The 19195-nt window shown below is 56.2% G+C and carries 17 protein-coding genes, 1 tRNA gene and 3 pseudogenes; 8 read left to right on the plus strand and 13 right to left on the minus strand.

Going from position 1 to position 19195, the window contains the following annotated elements; genetic code table 11:
* The first annotated feature begins 118 nt into the window (after positions 1-118).
* A complete protein-coding gene (locus tag J7E41_RS16115) occupies positions 119-4171 on the plus strand; it encodes an AvrE-family type 3 secretion system effector (RefSeq protein ID WP_251029533.1) in 4053 nt (1350 codons plus the stop codon).
* A gap of 64 nt (positions 4172-4235) precedes the next feature.
* Here J7E41_RS16115 and J7E41_RS28545 read toward each other — a convergent pair.
* A pseudogene (locus J7E41_RS28545) lies at positions 4236-4373 on the minus strand (transposase); the annotation flags it as partial.
* Between the two features lie 82 nt (positions 4374-4455).
* On the opposite strand from J7E41_RS28545, the gene J7E41_RS28435 reads away from it, so the two are divergent.
* Complete coding sequence (locus tag J7E41_RS28435; protein ID WP_353049410.1) at positions 4456-4536, plus strand: hypothetical protein; 81 nt, start codon at positions 4456-4458, stop codon at positions 4534-4536.
* Here the strand turns inward: J7E41_RS28435 and J7E41_RS16130 are convergent.
* From J7E41_RS16130 to sctW, 8 genes and pseudogenes are all read right to left on the minus strand, one after another.
* Positions 4521-5726, minus strand: coding sequence for a multidrug effflux MFS transporter (locus J7E41_RS16130; protein WP_214994309.1), 1206 nt, complete (start codon positions 5724-5726; stop codon positions 4521-4523). The genes J7E41_RS28435 and J7E41_RS16130 overlap by 16 nt on opposite strands.
* 810 nt (positions 5727-6536) lie before the next feature.
* Complete coding sequence (locus J7E41_RS16135) at positions 6537-7082, minus strand: arsinothricin resistance N-acetyltransferase ArsN1 family B (protein ID WP_214994310.1); 546 nt, start codon at positions 7080-7082, stop codon at positions 6537-6539.
* Positions 7083-7345: 263 nt separating this feature from the next.
* Entirely contained in the window at positions 7346-8041 is a 696-nt protein-coding gene (locus J7E41_RS16140; protein ID WP_251029534.1) for a methyltransferase domain-containing protein, read from the minus strand.
* Positions 8042-8145: 104 nt separating this feature from the next.
* Positions 8146-8628: an OsmC family protein gene (locus J7E41_RS16145; RefSeq protein ID WP_214994311.1), complete on the minus strand. Its 483-nt coding sequence runs from the start codon at positions 8626-8628 to the stop codon at positions 8146-8148.
* 47 nt (positions 8629-8675) lie between these two features.
* Entirely contained in the window at positions 8676-10226 is a 1551-nt protein-coding gene (gene tnpC / locus J7E41_RS16150) for an IS66 family transposase (protein ID WP_214994312.1), read from the minus strand.
* Between the two features lie 81 nt (positions 10227-10307).
* Positions 10308-10643: an IS66 family insertion sequence element accessory protein TnpB gene (gene tnpB / locus J7E41_RS28120; RefSeq protein WP_251029535.1), complete on the minus strand. Its 336-nt coding sequence runs from the start codon at positions 10641-10643 to the stop codon at positions 10308-10310.
* 67 nt (positions 10644-10710) lie between these two features.
* Positions 10711-11505 (minus strand): annotated as a pseudogene (locus J7E41_RS16160) (FHIPEP family type III secretion protein); the annotation flags it as partial.
* The gene (gene sctW / locus J7E41_RS16165; protein WP_214994313.1) at positions 11502-12596 is read right to left on the minus strand and encodes a type III secretion system gatekeeper subunit SctW; all 1095 of its coding nucleotides are present in this window, start codon (positions 12594-12596) and stop codon (positions 11502-11504) included. The pseudogene J7E41_RS16160 and the gene sctW, both read right to left, overlap by 4 nt.
* 264 nt (positions 12597-12860) lie before the next feature.
* Here sctW and J7E41_RS16170 point away from each other — a divergent pair, with 264 nt between their 5' ends.
* The gene (locus tag J7E41_RS16170) at positions 12861-13412 is read left to right on the plus strand and encodes an RNA polymerase sigma factor (RefSeq protein WP_214994314.1); all 552 of its coding nucleotides are present in this window, start codon (positions 12861-12863) and stop codon (positions 13410-13412) included.
* A gap of 108 nt (positions 13413-13520) precedes the next feature.
* Here J7E41_RS16170 and J7E41_RS16175 read toward each other — a convergent pair whose 3' ends face one another.
* On the minus strand, positions 13521-14738 hold the full coding sequence (locus J7E41_RS16175) for an MFS transporter (protein ID WP_214994315.1): 1218 nt from the start codon (positions 14736-14738) through the stop codon (positions 13521-13523).
* A gap of 427 nt (positions 14739-15165) precedes the next feature.
* Here J7E41_RS16175 and J7E41_RS16180 point away from each other — a divergent pair, with 427 nt between their 5' ends.
* The 3 genes from J7E41_RS16180 to J7E41_RS16190 all read left to right on the plus strand — a co-directional run bounded on the left by J7E41_RS16180 (position 15166) and on the right by J7E41_RS16190 (position 17139).
* Positions 15166-15486 (plus strand): DUF6124 family protein, encoded by a 321-nt coding sequence (locus J7E41_RS16180; RefSeq protein ID WP_214994317.1) that lies wholly within the window; start codon positions 15166-15168, stop codon positions 15484-15486.
* A gap of 169 nt (positions 15487-15655) precedes the next feature.
* Positions 15656-15732, plus strand: a tRNA-Met gene (locus J7E41_RS16185).
* A 165-nt stretch (positions 15733-15897) separates the two neighbouring features.
* Positions 15898-17139 (plus strand): tyrosine-type recombinase/integrase, encoded by a 1242-nt coding sequence (locus tag J7E41_RS16190; RefSeq protein ID WP_214994319.1) that lies wholly within the window; start codon positions 15898-15900, stop codon positions 17137-17139.
* On the opposite strand, the gene J7E41_RS16195 is transcribed toward J7E41_RS16190, so the two are convergent.
* The 3 genes from J7E41_RS16195 to J7E41_RS16205 are packed head-to-tail and all read right to left on the minus strand — an operon-like array spanning position 17136 to position 18728.
* A complete protein-coding gene (locus J7E41_RS16195; protein WP_214994321.1) occupies positions 17136-17414 on the minus strand; it encodes a hypothetical protein in 279 nt (92 codons plus the stop codon). The genes J7E41_RS16190 and J7E41_RS16195 overlap by 4 nt on opposite strands.
* A complete protein-coding gene (locus tag J7E41_RS16200) occupies positions 17411-18391 on the minus strand; it encodes an integrase domain-containing protein (RefSeq protein WP_214994322.1) in 981 nt (326 codons plus the stop codon). The genes J7E41_RS16195 and J7E41_RS16200 overlap by 4 nt, the downstream gene beginning before the upstream one ends.
* The gene (locus J7E41_RS16205) at positions 18375-18728 is read right to left on the minus strand and encodes a hypothetical protein (protein WP_214994323.1); all 354 of its coding nucleotides are present in this window, start codon (positions 18726-18728) and stop codon (positions 18375-18377) included. Before J7E41_RS16205 ends, J7E41_RS16200 begins: the two co-directional genes overlap by 17 nt.
* 15 nt (positions 18729-18743) lie before the next feature.
* Between J7E41_RS16205 and J7E41_RS16210 the strand changes: the two are divergent.
* A pseudogene (locus J7E41_RS16210) lies at positions 18744-18920 on the plus strand (EscR/YscR/HrcR family type III secretion system export apparatus protein); the annotation flags it as partial.
* A 7-nt stretch (positions 18921-18927) separates the two neighbouring features.
* Positions 18928-19191: a type III secretion system export apparatus subunit SctS gene (gene sctS, locus J7E41_RS16215; RefSeq protein WP_010177045.1), complete on the plus strand. Its 264-nt coding sequence runs from the start codon at positions 18928-18930 to the stop codon at positions 19189-19191.
* Positions 19192-19195 lie beyond the last annotated feature (4 nt).

Raw genomic sequence — 19195 nt, forward strand, 5'->3', positions numbered from 1 at the left:
CAAGGACGGAGGGGTGCAGACTGACGCGTCAGTGGTGGGTCAGGATATCGCGCGACAGCTCAATGGAATGAACAGGCAGTATGTTGCCGAGGGGCCCGCCGAGGCAGGGACAAACACGTTGCGTATCAAAGATGATCGGCAACATCTGTTTCATATCCAGTCCACACCTGCCGTTGCAGCGGTGTTCAAGCACGTTCCTCCTGCTGCGGCCGCCAAGGGATCGGTACAGCCTCCGGCGAGCTCCGGCAGGGCCCATCTCGGACAGATCAGCCAGGTGCAAACCACTGTTGATGGTCAGCAGTTCCGTTTGGCGAACGGACGCCTGTATCGCTTTGAGCCACAGGTCAACACCTGGCTTCCCGATGCCGACAACCGCCCGCTCAGTCGTATTGGCCTGACCCGGGAGGGCCAGTTGCTGAAATTGCCCGAGGGCGTGGTAGACGGCAGCGCCGAGGGTCGGGCTGCGGTTTCCTTGAGTCACGCCCAGGGTGTTTCGGTCTTGCATCTTCAAGGTGCTGGCGAGCAAACCCTGCGCCCGTTGGATGAGGCCGGTGCCCCATTGCAGCTGACGCGCATAGGGCTGTCCGGAAATACTCTCTATGCGAGCAACACCTATGGCGAGTTGCTGCGTGCTGATCTGCACCCATCCCGGGCCGGTGTGCTGACAATGACCCGACAACCAGTTGAATCACTGGAGCGGACATTAAGCGGGCCGGTCAGCGTCGAGGGTTTTTTCCATGACGATGCGGGACAACTCAATGCCTTGGTACGGGATTCACGCCAGCAACTGCATAGTGCTCCACTGACCGGTACGGATCCGCTGAGACCGGAGTGGAACCTCAGTGATGTGCTGGTCAAGGGCATTGAGAAAGGCTTGCCGCAACTCAGCCAACAGGCACTGGCGGGGGCGGTTGATCTCGGGCAGCGCGGAAAAGTCGCGTTTGATGCCGGCAACCTGTTGGCTTGGGATGCCGCGGCGCAACGTTGGGAAGGCAGCCCACAGAAGGGTATTCAAGGTCTGGAGCGAGGGTTGGATGGTCGTGCCTATGTATTGCAGGAAGGACAGCTGAAGGCGGTGGCGATCCAGCAAGTTCGGGCGCCGATCCATGAGGGGGCCAGCCACGAGTTGTCGTCTGTTCCCAAGCCTAGGCCGCAGGTCCTGCTTGATGAAGTATTGGCAGGGGATAAACAGCGCAATATCACGGCGTTCGCCGTGGCGGATGGCCGCACGTTCATAACGGCTGACCAAGATAATCAGCTTCAGGTAAGCCTGGATGGCGTGACCACGCGGTTGGCGTTTTCCAGCCCTGTCGCCGTGCAAGCATTGGCTTTGGATCATGAGGCTAATCTTTATGCCCAGAGCAGCAACGGCGAGTTGTTTCGGTTGGATCGTCAAGACTGGCAGGGCAACCTTAAGGCAACGCAGACCTGGACCAAGGTCAACCTGCCGGATGACCAACGGCTGGACTCTTTGCGCACGGGGTCTGATAAACACTTGATTGGTGGTTGGGATAATCGATTCTTTCGATTGGAGGCTTCTGTCCAGGGGGCAATGGAGTGGGGGCCAATGCCCTCGTCACATGCGCCTGGTCAGTCATTGGCCGAGAAGCTGGCAGGCGCTCAACTGCGCGCACAGTTCCCGGGTGGCAGCTTGGCCGTCAGCAGTAACGTGATGGGACAAACCAGTGACGGTGTGCCACGCAATCGAGGTTTTCTCTCTGGATTGAGAGCGCACTTTCATCCGTTGGAAAGCCTCAAGCAAATGGGCATGGATGTTCAGCAACACTTAAACGGACGCGAGGGCCTGGCGAGTGTCTACGCAGACGACAAGCATCTGCATGAACAACTCTTGCCGCTTTCCCGTTCCCGGCCTGTATCTGCTGATCTTGGCAGCCGCCTCGCTTCCTTGGGTGAGGCCGGGCCACGCCAGGCGCTGGCCGAGTCAATCAGCAGTGCGCTGGTTCAGGTGGAGAAAAACAGTGAGTCGACCGCTCGACGCCTGGGGGATGTGCATGGTTTTCTCGTTGATCCCAAGCCAGGGTTAAACCGGGCGACCACTCAAGCAGGGTCGACACTTCATCAGCTCTATGAGGCTTTCAAAAGGGTCTCGCCGTCCTCGCAGAAACCCACCGCTGCATTGCTTGCCAATTACGAGGGCCAGGCCTTGTCGCTTCCGAAATGGGACCCCGAGCGCAAGCGTGATCTCAACCATCCCTCGGCGATAATTGAGGGTGATCTGATTCACCATGCGAGCACCCTCAAGCAACTTACCGATCTGGCGGTCGAGCTTGAGACTGCCTCAGGTCATAGCCCGAGTGCCCTGGCGAGAATTGAACAATCCCTGAAAGCCGTGATGCAGGCCTATGACCAGAGCCCTGTGCATAAACTGTCGACTCAGAACATCGCCAGCTATGACCAGGCAGAAACCCTTTACAAGAACTTCAAATCGTTGGCCAAGGACCTTGGAACACCAGGGTCCGCTCTTCATTGGCATCTTACTCGGTTGCTGGGTTTACCGGCCGATGCCGGCCTCAAAGAAGCAATGACCCGGGAAGTGCAGCAGCTGGGTAGTGGCCAAACCCTGGCCTCGGGCCGTACCCAGGGTAAAAGCCTTGGCATCATGGTGACCGGAATAAAACCCGTGGCACCGGTGGAGTTCTTCATGGGGGTTTCCAAGGCCCATGCCAACGGCGTCAGCATCAGTCGAACCGATAAAGGCGCCAGGGTTGAAATCAGCATGGATGACACCCGGCGACTGGCGGCTTCGGTGGCTTCGGGGCTGACCTTGGGGCGAGGAGTGCAAGCCGTGGGACCGGGGCTGAGAGTCGCCGCGGAAGTGACTGCGGCCGTAGCAAGAAATACCGGCTCGACCATCAGCTTTGATGTGAAGGAAGCGGACTTTCCGAAGATGATGTCGATCCTCATGGGAGAGCAAGGCAATGTCTACGACTTGCTGGCCTTGGGGCAGGCACATGTGGCGGGTAAAAGTTCGAAAAACAACGCTGATCTCAGCCTGGATGGGGTGGCGCAATTGCGTTTGCTCTACAACCCCCAAGAGGACATCAACGAGCTGGCTACGGTGATTCGAGCCGGCATTGGTGTGGTGGGTAGCCTCAACGTGGCGCACGCAGACAATAGCCAGTCCACCAGCCGTGGCGCGACAAGTACCAGCCACAGTGGCGGAGCGAATCTGCAACTTGGCAGGCTGGGCGGTGTAGGTGTCAACGTTGCTCCCCTCAATATGGTGGCGATGGGCATTCCGGGCGGCGGTGCGCCTAACGTCGCTGCGTTCGCGCTACCCGAGGTGTCGTTCATGGTGAAGTTTGATCGCACGCAATCGCGGGGTTTCAGCTTCAGCTTCAAGCAGCCTGAGCCGGTGACACAATTGCAGATTGACGGCGTTGTCAGCAGCTTGTCACGTTACTCCCCGGCGTTCAGGCAGGACCTGGGCGCTCTGGGGCTTTCGGGCAATACACCCGGTGAGCAATTGACCAAGCTGCAGCATTTCCTCGCGAGCCATCCACCGGTGTCGACAAAACCCGAGGCTTACCATGCTATTGCCCAGTCACTGGATAAGCTGACTCACCAGCAGTACCTGCAGCAGAACGGGCTTCGCCAACTGGCGTCGGTTGAAGCTTCGGTCACCGCTGTTGGCTTGCGTGACAATGGGCAGCATGCCTGGCTGAACGATGTTGCACCGGCCAATAAGGCTGCCATTGTGCAGTGGCTCAAGGATGATCCACAGTTTGCCCAAGTACTCGACCAATTGCAGAACGGTGAGGGGACCTCGGTAAGAGTCGGCCTGGAGTTGAAGCCGGATGTGTTGCGTGCCATCGAGCGCAAAATTTTCGACGGTGACAACCCGGAGCCGCTGATCAAAAGTGCCCTGAATAACCGTGAGAACCTGCGTATCAAAAGTATGAGCCTCAGTCATACCGCGAGCCAGTCCCATGCCCTGTCGGTACCGGCAATGACGAATATCGGCTTTTCGAGCAATGCAGGACTTAGCCATACCCATAAACGGGTCAACGCCGACCTCGAGTACGGGGTGGATATGAACAAACCGTTGAGAATGAACCTGAGCGACACACTGGGCAGCCCGCCGAGCTACGATTTGACTATTGATTTGGCGGACCAGCGGGTGAGGGCTCCCAGCTTGCCGGTATCCTGAAGTGCGTCGGCCGGGCGCAGGACTTTTCTCCAGGCATAAAAAGGTTTTTCACTGTTTTCCGGGAAAGGCGGCCTTGAGCATTCTTGAGCAAATAGACCGTCGACAGCGGCTGGCTGGCTGCCAACAACTCAGCGAGATGAACAGTTTGTTCCGCCTTGAGGTTTTCTTTGTTGCGCAGTAACAGCCATCGACTTTGCTTGACCTCTTGGTGGTAGAGCAGTGTTTTGTTCGGCGAGGGAGGTAGTGCGCAGAGGGTTGGGACGCTTGGGGATATCGCCGCAGCCGTGCGTTTCTTGGCATCGTATGCGGCGAGTGTTGTCACCCGCGAAATCATGGACGTGGATGGCGGTTACATGCGTGGCTGAGGTTGCAGGTGCGCAGGCAAGCGGCGCAGCGTCCACGTGGTGGTGAGCACCGCCGCTATTGCGCACAGTGCGATGCCGATCAACATCGGTGCCGGGGTGTGGTCGGCAAACAAACCGGCCAGGGACATGGCCACGGCGCCGGTGACCATTTGAATGGCGCCCAACAGCGCAGACGCAGAACCTGCTACGGCACCATGATCCTCCAGAGATAACACGCCGGCAGCGGGCAGCAGCAAACCGAGAAAACCGAAACCGATAAACAGCAGCACCATCATCAACGGCAGGTTATTGCCCCAAAGCGTCGTCAGCGCCAACAAGGTCATGACAGCCGCCACACCCGTTACTGACCAGCGAATCAGTGGGGCCAGGCCAAAGCGTGCGCTCAAGCGGGCCGTCAACTGGCTAAGGGCAAAAAACGATGCGGCGTTGAGGGCAAAGCACAGGCTGAATTGGGTGGGGGTTAACCCGTAGTACTCGATGTAGACGAACGGTGCGCTGCCGATGAACACGAAAAACGTTGCCAGGCCAAAACCGCCTACCACCGACAAGCCGGTGAATACCGGGTCGTGCAGCAAGGCACCGTAACTGCCGAAAGCGTTGCCAAGGGTTTTGCCCAGGCGGCGCTCGGCCGGATGGGTTTCGGGCAGTTGCACGATGGTCATCACCAGGCACAATACGGCGGCCACGGCCAGCACGGCAAATATCGCTCGCCAACTCCATACCGAGATAATCAGACTACCGGCCAAGGGTGCCAGGATCGGCGAAATACTCACCACCAGCATCAGCAAGGCCATCAACCGCGCCGCTTCATGGCCCGTGTACAAGTCGCGGACAATTGCCCGGGGAATCACCATCCCTGCACACGCACCGAACGCCTGCACGGCACGAAAGCCAATCAACACCTCAATGTTCGGTGCCAGCGCGCAGCCGATACTGCCCACCGTGAAGATCAGCAGGCCGCCATAGATGGGTAGCTTGCGCCCGAACACATCGCTGATCGGTCCGTAAAACAGTTGGCAGACACCGATGATCATGAAGAACACCGTCAAGCTCATTTGTACCGCTGCCGGTGTCGCTTGCAGGCTGGCCCCGAGTGTTGGCAGGGCGGGCAGGTAGATGTCGATGGCAAAGGGGCCGACAGCCGTGATCAACCCCAGCAGCAGAGCGAAGTGGGCGATACTTCGGGACATGGGAGGACTCCGGGCAACATCAAAAAGGAAGTCAGCTTAGTGACCGGCCTTTATGTATACAAGCGGCTGCTTACACGGAAAATCGGGAAAGGAAAATCGAAGAAAATCAGCGATTATTGGGTATCGCTCCAGTGGGCGTGCAGATCACGAACAGCCCCCGCCTTTAAGCTCAGCCCTTTCAAGGTCGTTGAGAACGCAGCCCAATACGGTTGAAACATTCCGCTCAGGGCAGTGAAGATCAACGCCCACAAGGGTTAGATCTTCATCCCTGGCCTGATGCGACTGACTTTTCAAAAACCTTGAAAGGGCTGGCCTTGAAGCTAATGGGCCTAAGAAAAGCCAGGGCTTTTCTCCAGGCATAAAAAAACGGCCTACCTTTCGGTAAGCCGTTTTTAGTACTTGGTGGTACACAGTCATTTGAACCAGAAGCCTAAGATGATGTATTTATTATGCTTTTTAACTGTTAAATCAGTTAGGCATACACATAGGCATACATACTGCCGGGCATCTCAACGGATGCCCCCTAATATCTGAGCTTGGCATGATGTCGTCCATCTCGACAAAACGACGTTTCCAGACTTCTGACTGGTCTACCAAAAAATATGCCATCCGTTGTCTTGGAGTGGCATTACTAGCCAGATAGGCTGGAAAATCTGGTTTGCGGGTGGTTTTGGATGGAATAATTAGCCGCTCATCGTTTTTAATGTGAGCCCCTGAACATAGGAATGCGGAGCCTTCCTATGTTCAGGGGCTTGGTCTAAAAGACTAAATGACCTTGGTGTTGGCGACAGCCGCCGGCATCCTGCTTTTCTACTCGCATTGCACTTCGCTGAACGGGGTGATCTCCTTTGGCGGTGTCACAGCACACAGTGGTTTGCGCCAATAACCCACGCTGTGCCATTGGCCATGCTTGAATCCGACCTCAGGGTAAGTGCCAATATGGGTGAACCCGAGTGATTCGTGGATACCTATACTTCCGGCGTTGGGTAAGGCGATACCTGCATAGGCCGCATGAAATCCCTGTTTTTCAAGGAGTGGCAAAAGCCGCTGATAAAGCGCACGGCCAATCCCTATTCGGTGTACGGCTGGATCGATATAGACGGTGACATCTACCGACCAACGATAAGCTTCCCTGGCTCGATGCTGGCTTGCATAAGCGTATCCAACGACCTTGCCGCTCATCTCTGCTACCAGATAGGGGTACGTCTGCATTGTTACTGCTATTCGCTCCGCCATCTCTTCGATGGTCGGTGGTGCCAGCTCAAACGAGATGACGGTGTCCAAAACCATCGGAGCATAGATGGCCTGGATATCGGCGGCATCAGTGGGTGTAGCAACTCTCACTTTGTAAATCATGTCTTTCCTCGTCGCTCCCCGTATAGAACCGTGGCTGATGCATGCATGAACCATGCAGGCACGCCGCGCTTGTAAACTCTGCCGCTATCTCCAGTGAGTTCAAGCCCAGGCCCTCGGTAGATCACTTTCGCAGGTGTCCCATTTTGAATCTCAGGTTTGGTACCGGTGACAGTGACGGAGTAGAACCGGACAGAGCCAATTCGCTTGGTTGAGGCGTCGTTTCTGGCCTCAATCTTTACTCCCGTCAGACCGACTTCCTGAAGCTACTTGTAGAACTCCTGCTCCTGAAGCACGCCTGAGTAGCAGGCAGACCACAGCTTGGTGTCTCGTTTCAATTCGTCAGGAATGGCGATATCTGAGACGTTGTCAGAAATTGCAAAACGGCCACCTGGTTTCAGCACCCGATAAATTTCGGCGAAAACATTCTGCTTTTCGGTCTCACCAACCAGATTGATCACGCAGTTCGAGATCACCAGATCGACGGACTGGCTCTCGACAAGAGGCTTGGACTGGGCGCTTTCGCTGATGAACTGCTCGAAGTTTTTCCACGATGCCCAATCAGCACAAGGTTCCGAACGCAGGCGCTCTTCGGCGAGCTCCTGGTCGACTTTCAGGTTGCTCGCGGATGCTTTGTAGAAGCGCAAAGGTGCGCTATCCGTTGCCTTCTGAAAGGCCTTCGCTTCTTCACGAGCGATCTGCAACATGCTTGGGTTGATGTCGATACCAAAGACAGCACCGTTACTGCCGGCGATTTGGGCAGCAACGTAGCAATTCAGACCGGCCCCTGACCCCAAGTCCAGGACGACATCACCTTGGCGCACATACTTGGTCGGGTTACCGCACCCGAAGTTGGCTTCGATGATTCGCTTTGGAATGTTCTTCAGGTACTGGGCCCCATAGGCGTCGCTGCAGCAGCTCTCAGTCAGCTGCGATTCAAGGACAACATTGCCGTTGCTCAACGCCTCGGTGTAGTCGGCGATGAGTAAGCGTTCGGCAATGTCATCTGGTTAGCTGTGCGAAACAAGAAATGGTGCCCATCCACGCGGACACCATTTCTAGATTCTTAAGTATCCAGGCTTACCGATATTTCGGGTGCATGTCTGACGGGAAAGTTAACCGAACGAGCAATGAAGCATTTTTCGTGTGCAATTTGGTGCAGAGCCTGAGCTTTTTCGATTTCAGACCCAGAAGCCAGGATTACCTTTGGTCTCAAAACAACCGAGGTAAATTGGCCCGCGCCGTTGCTCTCCTCGACCATTGTTCCTTGTGCATTGTCCTCGTAAGCCACCACCACAATCCCGGCTTCAGCACAAAGACCGAGGTACCACAGCTTGTGACACGCCGATAAAGATGCAACAAGTAACTCCTCTGGATTCCAGCGTGTTGAGTCTCCCCGGAAACTGGGGTCGGATGAGCCGTCAATTGACGTCTTACCGTTTGCCCGGATCGCATGTGCCCGGCTGTAACCGCGATAAGATGACGTCCCTGTACCCTCATTGCCAGTCCAAGCTACCTGGATTTCGTACTCGTGCGTTTTATCTACCATTTGATCCTTCCTAGGAGAGGTTTTTTGGGTAATCCATCAATCCCGTATCATTGGACGGGCGCCCATCTATGTGGCAGCAACTCGGCAATTTCGCTCGCCCGTTGCGTCGGCAGCCTCGTAAGGACGTCCTTCAAATAAGCATATGGATCATGCCCGTTGAGTCGCGCCGATTGGATCAAACTCATGATCGCCGCTGCCCGTTTGCCGCTGCGCAGTGATCCTGCGTAGAGCCAGTTCTTGCGCCCCAACGCCCATGGTCGAATCTGGTTCTCGCACCAATTATTGTCAATGGGTACCGCCCCGTCATCGAGATAGCGTGACAGCGCTGCCCAGCGTTTGAGGCTGTAATCCAGAGCTTTACTTATCGCCGAGCCATCGTGCACAAGTAGGCGCTGGGCGATCATCCAGGCATGCAGTGCATCCATCACAGGTACGGCTTTTTCTTGCCGTATTCGGCGGCGTAAATCCGGTTCAATATCGCGGACTTCGCTCTCGATTTCGTAAAGCAACTGGATGTAGCGCAAGGCCTGTTCGGCGAGCTGGCTCTTGTTGGTGGCGTGCAGTTCGAAGAACTTGCGCCGCGCATGAGCCATGCAGCCGATCTCAGTAACGCCGAGTTCAAAGCTGGCCTTGTAGCCGCCAAAATCGTCGCAGACCAACTTGCCTTTCCAGTCTTGCAGGAAGTTACGTGCATGCTCTCCGGCGCGGCTGGGGCTGAAGTCGTAAACGACCGCCGCCAAGTCCGAGAACTGGCTGGTGGCGTAGGCCCAGACATACGCTCGATGGGTTTTCTTTGCGCCCGGTGTCAGCATCTGTACCGGCGTTTCATCAGCGTGGATTACGCCATGTTCGAGAACAGCATCACGCAGGGCATCGACCAGCGGCTGCAACTGCACACCGCAATTGCCAACCCATTGCGCCAGGGTTGAACGAGCGATGGCCAAACCGGCTCGCCCAAAAATTGACTCTTGGCGATAGAGCGGTAAATGGTCAGCGAACTTCGCGATCATGACGTGGGCCAGAAGCCCTGCGGTTGGAATGCCCTTGTCAATGACCTGCGCCGGAACTGGTGCCTGGATCAGGGTTTCGCAATCATCGCAGACCCACTTGCCACGGATATGGCGCTCGACGGTGAACACGCCCGGCGTGTAGTCAAGTTTCTCGCTGACATCCTCGCCAATGCGCTTGAGGACGCAGCCACACTGGCAGTGACTGTTGTCGGGTTCGTGGTGGATCAGGGTGCGCGGAAACTGCGGCGGCAAGGCAGTACGCTTGGGTTTTTGCCGAGTGTCGGTCGAAACGGGAGCGGGCTGTAGCGCTTCAAGTTCGGCTTCGATGGCTGCGATATCGGTGTCGATCAGGTCATCAAGCAGGCTGGTCTGATCCGGGCTCAGTTGCTCGCTGCGCTTGGCAAATTTGAAGCGCTTGAGCTGCGCGATCTCGTGGGCCAGTTTCTCGTTGACCGTTTTGTGATGATGGATTTGCTTACCCATCGTCTCGACTTTCTGATCGAGATTCTCGACACGCTGCATCAACTGCGCCGCCAAAGCGCGCAGTTGTTCAGGGTTTAGTTGGTCAAGATTGGGAAGCGAAGTCATGCCGCCGATTCTGCCAGAGCGTGCCAAAACCGACGATAGGCTGATCGGACAATTGCGCGGCCGGGGTGGTCATGGCAGGCGTTAAACGATGGAAATCGCGCCGCTTGGGCCGACTCTTTGCCAAGGCAAACCCAGCACTAGGGCATGTAGCTGTTCGGCACCCAACTCGATCTGTGAGCCGTGCCGAGAGCCCGGCCAAAAGAACTTGCCTTGATGCAGGCGGCGAGCCGCCAGCCAGATACCCAATCCGTCATGCACCAGCACCTTCATGCGATTGGCCCGGCGGTTGGCAAACAAATAAGCACAGTGCGGCTGCGCCGCACCGAACACGGCGACCACACGCGCCAGCGCGGTTTCGGTGCCGGCGCGCATGTCCATGGGCTCGGTGGCGAGCCAGATGGAGTCGATGCGGATCATCGCAACAGGTCTCGAAGAAAGGTCGCGCACGTAGCTGCACTTTCAGTCGGCCAGTTCACTTTGACAGTGCCACGCGGGTGATGATCATGCCGGCGGTCAAGGAAATCAGCAGTGCAGGAATCTGCGCAATCAGGCCATCGCCAATGGTCAGTACCGAATACAGCGCCATGGAGTCACTGGCGCTCATGCCATGCTGAAACATGCCGGTGGAAAAGCCGCCCAGCAAATTGATCACTACGATAATCAATCCCGCCACTGCGTCGCCTTTGACGAACTTCATGGCGCCGTCCATCGCACCAAACAGCTGACTCTCTCGGGACAACTGCTCGCGTTTATCGCGGGCCTGCTCGCCATCGATCAGACCGGCCCGCAAATCACTGTCGATAGACATTTGCTTGCCAGGCATTGCATCCAGGCTGAAACGCGCCGCCACTTCAGCAACACGCTCCGAGCCCTTGGTAATCACCAGAAAGTTGACGATGGTCAGGATCATGAAAATCACCAACCCCACCGCCAGATTGCCCCCCACCACAAAATTGCCGAAGGCCTCGACAATGTCACCGGCATCCTGCTCCAGAAGGATCAAACGCGTGGTGGCAATCGATAACGCCAGGCGAAACATGGTGGTCAGCAGCAGGATCGACGGAAACGAGGAAAAGGCCAATGGCCCCGGTAGATATAACGCCAGTACGATCAACAAACACGAAATGCAGATATTGAGGGCAATCAGGATATCCACCAGCCAGGTCGGCAATGGCACGATAAAGATAAACACGATACCCAGGATCACCACCGCACCCATTACCTCGGCACGTTGTGCAACCTTCAGCAGAACCGCATTGATTGCCCGTAACACACTCATACCGCACGGCTCAACCAAGCGCCGATAGACCGGGAGCCTCGTTCGATGAGCGTATATTCGTCCATCACCAGCTTGACGTTGTGCAGCGCTTCCTGCTGTCCCTTGCTGTCGCGCCACAAGGCCATGGGCAGGCTCCTGAGCAGCGGATAAATGGCATTGAGCGAAATCAACTGGCCGGATGAGTCGGCACCGCCCAACTCGCATCCCAGACGCTGAACCTCAGCAGACGCAATACCGGTGCTCGCATACCCCAGAAAACGTTGCAACAGCGCCACGGCGTCACGATCAACACCAGGATGCAAAGCAACCAGACGCTCAATCAGCTTGTGGCAATCAGACAATACGCTGCCCAACTGACCACAGCTTCGCAAACCCAGCAGCAGGGTACGCAGCTGGGCGCTGGGCATCGAAGGGGTATGCGCGGCAATATCGTCAGCCAGGGCCCGGCGCATCAACTTCAGCCCCTGATGAAAGTCTTCACCACCGAACAACCCCAACAAAGCGTGCATCATGGTAGACAACGATTGCCGGGAGACCACGCTGGCGTAATACAAACTGCGTACGGCCTGACGCAGTTCCGGATCATCACTGCCCGCCTGCAGCGCCAGCGCAATGTTCAAGCCCGCCTGGATGTGTGGCTTGAAGCGGATCTCCAGCTTCGCCAGAGCATCGCGGGCCAGCACCGCCTCAGCAGTGCGCACATAAACTTGCGCCTCTGCGGCCACTGTTTTGAGCACCACATAGGTCCGGGCGGGATCGTTCCCGGTGAGGTCCAGCAACTTTTCCAGGCTGGGCTTAAGCAACAACTGAACCCTGACATTACGCACCATGGTCGCCAGTGTCGTTTGAGCCGGATGCCCCAACTGCTCATAGAGTTGTGACAGCTGCTCCAGAGGCGTCACCCGCGTACCCAGTTGACGCCGACTCAAGCCCTTGCTGTTGAGATCGACCTCCTGGCTGAACAGCGCAGCCAGGTCATCGACGGCAGGCCCCATCGTTGTCCGGGAGGCTAGCTCAGTGTCTGTTCTCGCAGGCACAGGCTGATCCAAGCGCTGGGATTTTTGCACATCAATATGAGAGTCGACTTTCATGGGAATGCCTGGACAGGAAGTTTCGTTTCCTTGTGTGGCAGGCAAGCCCGGTACGGTTCCATATTTATTGGCAATACCGGCGCTTTTGAAAAAATCGGTACAAGCCGACAACGGCTTGTGCAAGTTACTGCAAAAAAAACCGCTCAAATAAAATAATTATTTATATATATCAATTAGATATGTGATTTTTTTTCTTGGCACAAGCAGTGCTAACAGGGTTCCCGTCGAAATCATTTCGACAGTGTCTACCCAGAGGAAAAAATCATGGATATCCCTATCGATGCTTTAGGTCACCTTCCCCCTGACTCGTCCCAATCCATCCTCGATCTGTCGGACGACCACCATAAGAAACTTCGTAGATTCATTCATAAACGTGTACTGAACCCAGAAGATGCGGACGATCTTCTGCAGTTGACGTATCTGGAGGCCTGGCGCAACAAGGATCGTTTCAGTGGGCAGGCAACGCTCAGCACCTGGATGTGCGGCATCGCACAGAACTTGATCCGCAATCACTTTCGGCGTCTGTACGCCAAACCTGTGCATTGCGAATTCGATGAAGCGCTGTGGCATGGCCAGGAGGAAAACAACAATCTGGATTGGGAGTTCGAGGTCAACCGCAGGCTAGAAAGAACCCTGAGAGCGATCAAGCACCTGCCAGTGGAAATGCGCAAAACGCTGTATGCCTCACTGCAAACCGATGGCAGTTACCAGGACACCGCCGACGTACTGGAAATCCCCATTGGCACTGTCCGCTCGCGCCTATCCCGCGCCCGCGAACAGCTCAAACGGGCCACTCACCACCCGCTGCATCCGTAAATCGGGGCCCCGGCACCACGCCGAAGCCTATCGCAGGAGCACACGATTTAACCTTTGATCGCACACGTTGGGCAGCAAGGATATCTGCCCGACCTGATCAGTTTGAGATCAGGCCTTTTTCGAGCGCGGCAACAAGATGGCCAACACACCGAACAGCGGCAGGAACGAGCACAGCGTGTACACGTACTCGATGCCGTGAATGTCTGCCAGGTGCCCCAGCAGTGCCGCACCAATCCCGCCAAAACCGAACATCAGACCGAAGAATACCCCGGCGATCATCCCCACATTGCCCGGTACCAACTCTTGCGCGTACACCACAATGGCCGAGAACGCCGAGGCCAGGATAAAGCCGATCACCACGCTGAGCACGCTGGTCCAGAACAGGTCGACATGGGGCAACAGCAAGGTGAAGGGCGCAACGCCGAGGATCGAAAACCAGATCACCGCCTTACGGCCGATCTTGTCGCCAATTGGCCCACCGAAGAATGTTCCTGCCGCCACTGCACCGAGAAACAAGAACAGGTGCAACTGAGAACTGGCCACCGACAAGTCGAACTTCTCGATCAGGTAGAAGGTGAAGTAACTGGTGAAACTGGCCATGTAGAAGTACTTGGAAAACACCAGCAGCCCCAGCACCACCAACGCACTCAGCACCCGGCCCTTGGACAGACCGTGGGTGGCGGCCTGCCCTTGCTTGAGCTTGAACAGGTTCAAGTGGTGGGCATACCAACGGCTGATCGCGTACAGAACAAACAAGGCAAACACTGCAAACAGACCGAACCAGGCCACATTGCCCTGGCCGAAAGGAATGATGATCGCCGCCGCCAACAGCGGGCCAAAGGCCGAGCCGGCGTTACCGCCGACCTGGAACGTCGACTGTGCCAGGCCATAGCGCCCACCTGATGCCAGGCGTGCCACGCGTGACGCTTCTGGGTGAAAGGTCGAGGAACCCACTCCAATCAGCGCCGCCGCTAAAAGAATCAACGGGAAACTGCCTACCTGGGACATCATCAAAATACCCACCAGCGTACAGATCATCCCACACGGCAAAAGGTACGGTTTGGGATGGCGGTCGGTGTAATAACCCACCCACGGCTGCAGCAGGGACGCGGTGAGTTGGAATGTCAGGGTAATCAGCCCGACCTGAGTGAATGTCAGGCCGTAGTTGGCCTTGAGCATCGGGTAGATCGACGGCAGTACCGACTGGATCAGGTCATTGATCAAATGCGCCAGCGCTACCGCGCCGATGACACGCATGACCAACGGGCTGGTTTGCCCGGCAGCAGGCGCCGTAGCCACAGGGGGCTGGGAATTGCTAAGAGCCATGGAGAGGATTTCCGTACAACAGATGGATGCACAGGTGCAGGTGCGACAATGTGCCACTTTTGGGGGTAAGAAGGCCAGACCCTTAGGAGGCTAACGAGTGAGTGAGTCGATGCTGTGGTCATGATTTGTAAAGGGCCAGCAAGATGAATCCCTTTAATTTGCGGGACGTTTCCTAGAGAATCTTTCGGCCTTGTGCCTGGGGGAGTCGGTGACTAGTCTTCGGTCCGTCGCTGGTTTTCAGTGATCGGGTTTAGTCGCCCGGACTTATATCAGGCGCATGTTCTCATGAGGTTTCATGGTGGCTGTGCGCAGGGCACCTTCGGGTGCGCCGGGTTTTCCTGATTAGCCGGTCGACTAACCTGCGTACAGCCGCCACCCTTCGTTTAGTCGCGAACGGGCCGGCTCCAAATTAATCAGGAGCTATGCCATGTTTAAGATCGTCCCCGATCCACCCCGTGATAAAACCAAAGACCGTGCCGCCTTCCACCGTGCGCTCGACCATTATTTGCCGACCGACCCACCGCGACCTTCGAACCACTTCTACGCCATCAGTGAAGACATCAGCTTCGAAGACTCTTTGCTCTACACCGCCGACCTGCTGCACAGCGCCTCGGCCACCGCGCTCGACTGCGGCGAACACCTGCAAAGCCCCGAACGCGCCAAAGTGCTCGCCGTGTGGCACCTGCTGGAAATCGCCAAGGCCATGGTCGACCGCTCGATAGAGTGCCTGCATCCGCGTAAAACCTAGTACGCAGGCTGTAAAACACAGCAGATCAAATGTGGCCTTGAGACCTGCGCAAATCCCCAAGCCACTCGTCGCCAACCGGGTGTTTCCCGTTAAACAGTTGATAGCGTAGATAAATTTTCAAAAAATCGCTTGACGCATTCCCGTTCTACGCGAATAATGCGCGCCACTTGGCTACATAGCTCAGTTGGTTAGAGCATAGCATTCATAATGCTGGGGTCCGGGGTTCAAGTCCCTGTGTAGCCACCAAGTACCGATTTATAGAGATCCAAGGATGTCTATAAATCACCTCAAGAAGCCCGCCTAGTGCGGGCTTTCTTGTTTCTGGACGTCCACCCCTTTCTACTGGTGTCCTACACATCTTGTATGCCCCCGTGTATGCTTCAATAATAATTGAACTGGAGGCATACACATATGAAGCGCTCCGACATCAAACGCCGACCTCTCTCTGATACAACGCTGGCCAACCTAGCTCCCGAATCAGGAGCATACCGTGAGCTAGACAGCTCTGGACTCTATTTCAGGGTTAAGCCTAACGGGCAAAAATCGTGGGAGTTACGGTACAAGAAACCCGACGGCAATTGGTCGTGGCTCGGGCTTGGGGGCTACCCACAAGTCAGCGGTGCCCGTGCACGGCAGAAGGCTGCCGAATTAAGGGCGGATGCGGCAGAAGGCAAAAATCCGATAGTTGCCAAAAAAGCGAGAAAAGCTGCGGAGATCGAAGCAACAAACAAAACCTTTGAGTCCCTGGCTCGCGAATGGCATACCTCTCGCCTAGCTGGTTGGGATGTCGGCACAGCGAAGAGGGTACTTGGGGCCTTGGAACGTCACGTATTCCCCTCCGTTGGAAAGCGACCATATATCTCCATCATGTCAATGGAATGGATGGAGCTTCTGAGAGGGCTCGAACGTCAGGGAATCCTTGAGCAGATGAGCCGCGTAAGGGCGTACTGCAAGGACATCTATGACCTGGCTCGCGTAACCGGCAGAGCGATGAACAACCCCTTGGAGGGGGTTCATAAGTTTCTGTCATCGGGAAAGGCCGTGAACTACGCCCATGTCTCGCAAGAAGAACTTCCCGCACTGCTCAGAGCAATACGATCATACCCTCACGCCAAAGACGTTCAGCTTGGCCTGCAGTTGCTCACTCTCATGGCTGTTCGTCCCAGCGAGCTTCGAGAGGCATACTGGGCTGAGTTCGACTTTGACAAGAAGCTTTGGACCATCCCCGTCGAACGCAAAGGCCGTAAAAAAGGGCGTGAACACCTTGTACCACTCTGCAAGCAGTCACTCCGCGCCCTTAATGAGCTACGACATATCACGGGGGGGTACCCATTACTGTTTCCCGGTCGAAGCGATCGAACCAAGCCTCGCAGCGATACCGTTTTTTTGATGGCACTGAGGCGCCTAGGGTATGAGGGGAGGCAGACAGGGCATGGCTTTCGTCATATCGCCAGCACCATACTCAACGAACACGGCTTTCAAGCAGACCACATTGAAGCCCAACTCAGCCACAAAGCTGCAGGCGTTCGAGGAATCTATAACAAGGCCCAATATCTGGAACAACGTATGAAGATGATGCAGTGGTACGCTGATTATCTTGAAGCACTGGAAACGGGAAACGTCAAAATCGCCCTTAAGACGACGACCTCCTAACCCGCAGTGTCAGCTTTACGGCGTAAATGCCGAGCATTAATCAAATCTGCTGTTAACTCATAATAGTAAATCGTCGCGGGAGCAGAACAGCGCAGGTGGTGCTGCAGAAACCATCTCACATGCTTTTCTTTCCAGGAGTATGGAGTCGCGCAACCCCAGCGCTCTCGAATCGCCTCTTGCATCCTTTCTGCCTGTCTGATGTGCCGCTGCCGCGTGACATGTGCACCTTTGAGCACGGGGCGCAGAAACAACGCCATGTCGAACTCAGACTTCATCGTCGGCCTCCGATGTAAGCACTCACCACGTCAATACGGTTGTGCCCCAACTCGTGGCTAACCTGCTGGCGTGCACTTTGATCGAGTGCACGATCTTCTCGGTAAGCACGACCGCCATTAACGGGTGCAGGGAAGCCAGTCAGTTGCTCGTAGCGTTCACACGCGTAAGCCGCCCGCAGTTCATGAAAACCTTTCAATCCCTGCTCATGCAGAATGTCCCGCGTAGGTCGCACCACTGCCTGCATGAAGTCCTTGTAGCTTTCATCAGGTGCTAACAGGTTCCGACTTCCCTTGGGTAAGGCCTCGCTCGCACTGTCGAGGGCATCGCGAACTTGATCCGTGACTGTGATCCAACGTGGTGCCGATGCGCCTGACCGACCGCCTTTGGTGCCGTCCTGGATGTTGATCTTGCCCAACTGCCGGGCCTCACGTTGCAGTCGGGGCAGATCCGCCAGGATCGCTTCACGCAGACGCATGCCGGTCTCACGAGCCAGGCGCACAATTGCCCTGACTCTTGGCTGGCCATGCTCTGACAGCGCCTGTGCGATCTGCTCGACCTGCACACGGTCTTGACCTTGCGGTGCCTCAATACGTACCCCTGAGCGCTGCAGGCCCAAAGCCTTGCTCGGACTGGGAATTTTGACGTACTGATCACCGCGCAGCGCGGCCATGGTTCGGTTCACGCTGGACAGTCGGTTCTGCGCGGTGGCAATGCCGATGCTACCCGGATCCACCTGCTCCCTCACAGAAGTGGCGTACCGCATGAGGATGTCACGGTTGATCTGTCGCGCGTCATTGAGCCTCGGACCTTCATCGGATCGGCACCACCGCACGAATGCCTGCCAGCGAACGCTATGGGCTTTGACGGTCGCAAAATGGCCGTCACCAAACAGATCTCTCAGGGCTTGCGGTCCGGCATAGCTGAGCTCGCGACCGAAGCCGAAATTACGCCCAGCCCGCTTACCGACCCGAGCCATTTTTCTGCTCCTGATCGACTGCCGCAAGCTCATAGAAAAGGGCTCGCCAGTGTGCATTCACAATAGCGAACTGGGCCCAATCAGTCGGGCGAAAACACAGCGTGTTGTCGGCGACGTATAGATGCGCGCCCTCCTCTTTCAACCATTGGATAATGGCCGTCGTCGTGGTGCCAACTTTACGGAGGGTGGCGACATCGGCGACAGCGGCGACAACCCTTGCGTTGTCTGCCTTTGAGCGTGGCGACAAAGTGGCGACACTCGCGGCGACAAAACGCGCTTTGGGCTCTTTTGGGCGTTGAGCCAGGTGATTGCGCAATGCTTCGTCAAGATTAAACATGGCGCACCTCGAAGGTTCCTGATCTACATCCCGTTCATCGTCATCGACCTGATTGTCTCCAACCTGCTGTTGGCCCTCGGCATGCAAATGGTCTCGCCCATGACCATTTCCCTGCCGCTCAAACTGCTGCTGTTCGTCATGGTCTCTGGATGGTCGCGGTTGCTCGACAGCCTGTTCCTTTCTTATCTCTGAGTGACCTATGGAACCGATCGTGCTGTTCAAGCAGGGCATGCTGCTGGTGGTGGTGCTGTCGGCGCCGCCGCTGATCGTGGCGGTGATCGTCGGCGTGCTGACTTCGCTGGTGCAGGCCCTGATGCAGATACAGGACCAGACGTTGCCCTTTGGCATCAAGCTGGTTGCGGTGGGCATCACGCTGGTATTAACGGGCCGCTGGATCGGCCTGGAGTTGATTCAACTGATCAACCTGATGTTCGACATGATCGCCCGTTCGGCACTGAACTGAGGGA

It is taken from the genome of Pseudomonas fluorescens (assembly GCF_018614655.1).
Classification (GTDB): Bacteria; Pseudomonadota; Gammaproteobacteria; order Pseudomonadales; family Pseudomonadaceae; genus Aquipseudomonas; species Aquipseudomonas fluorescens_BX.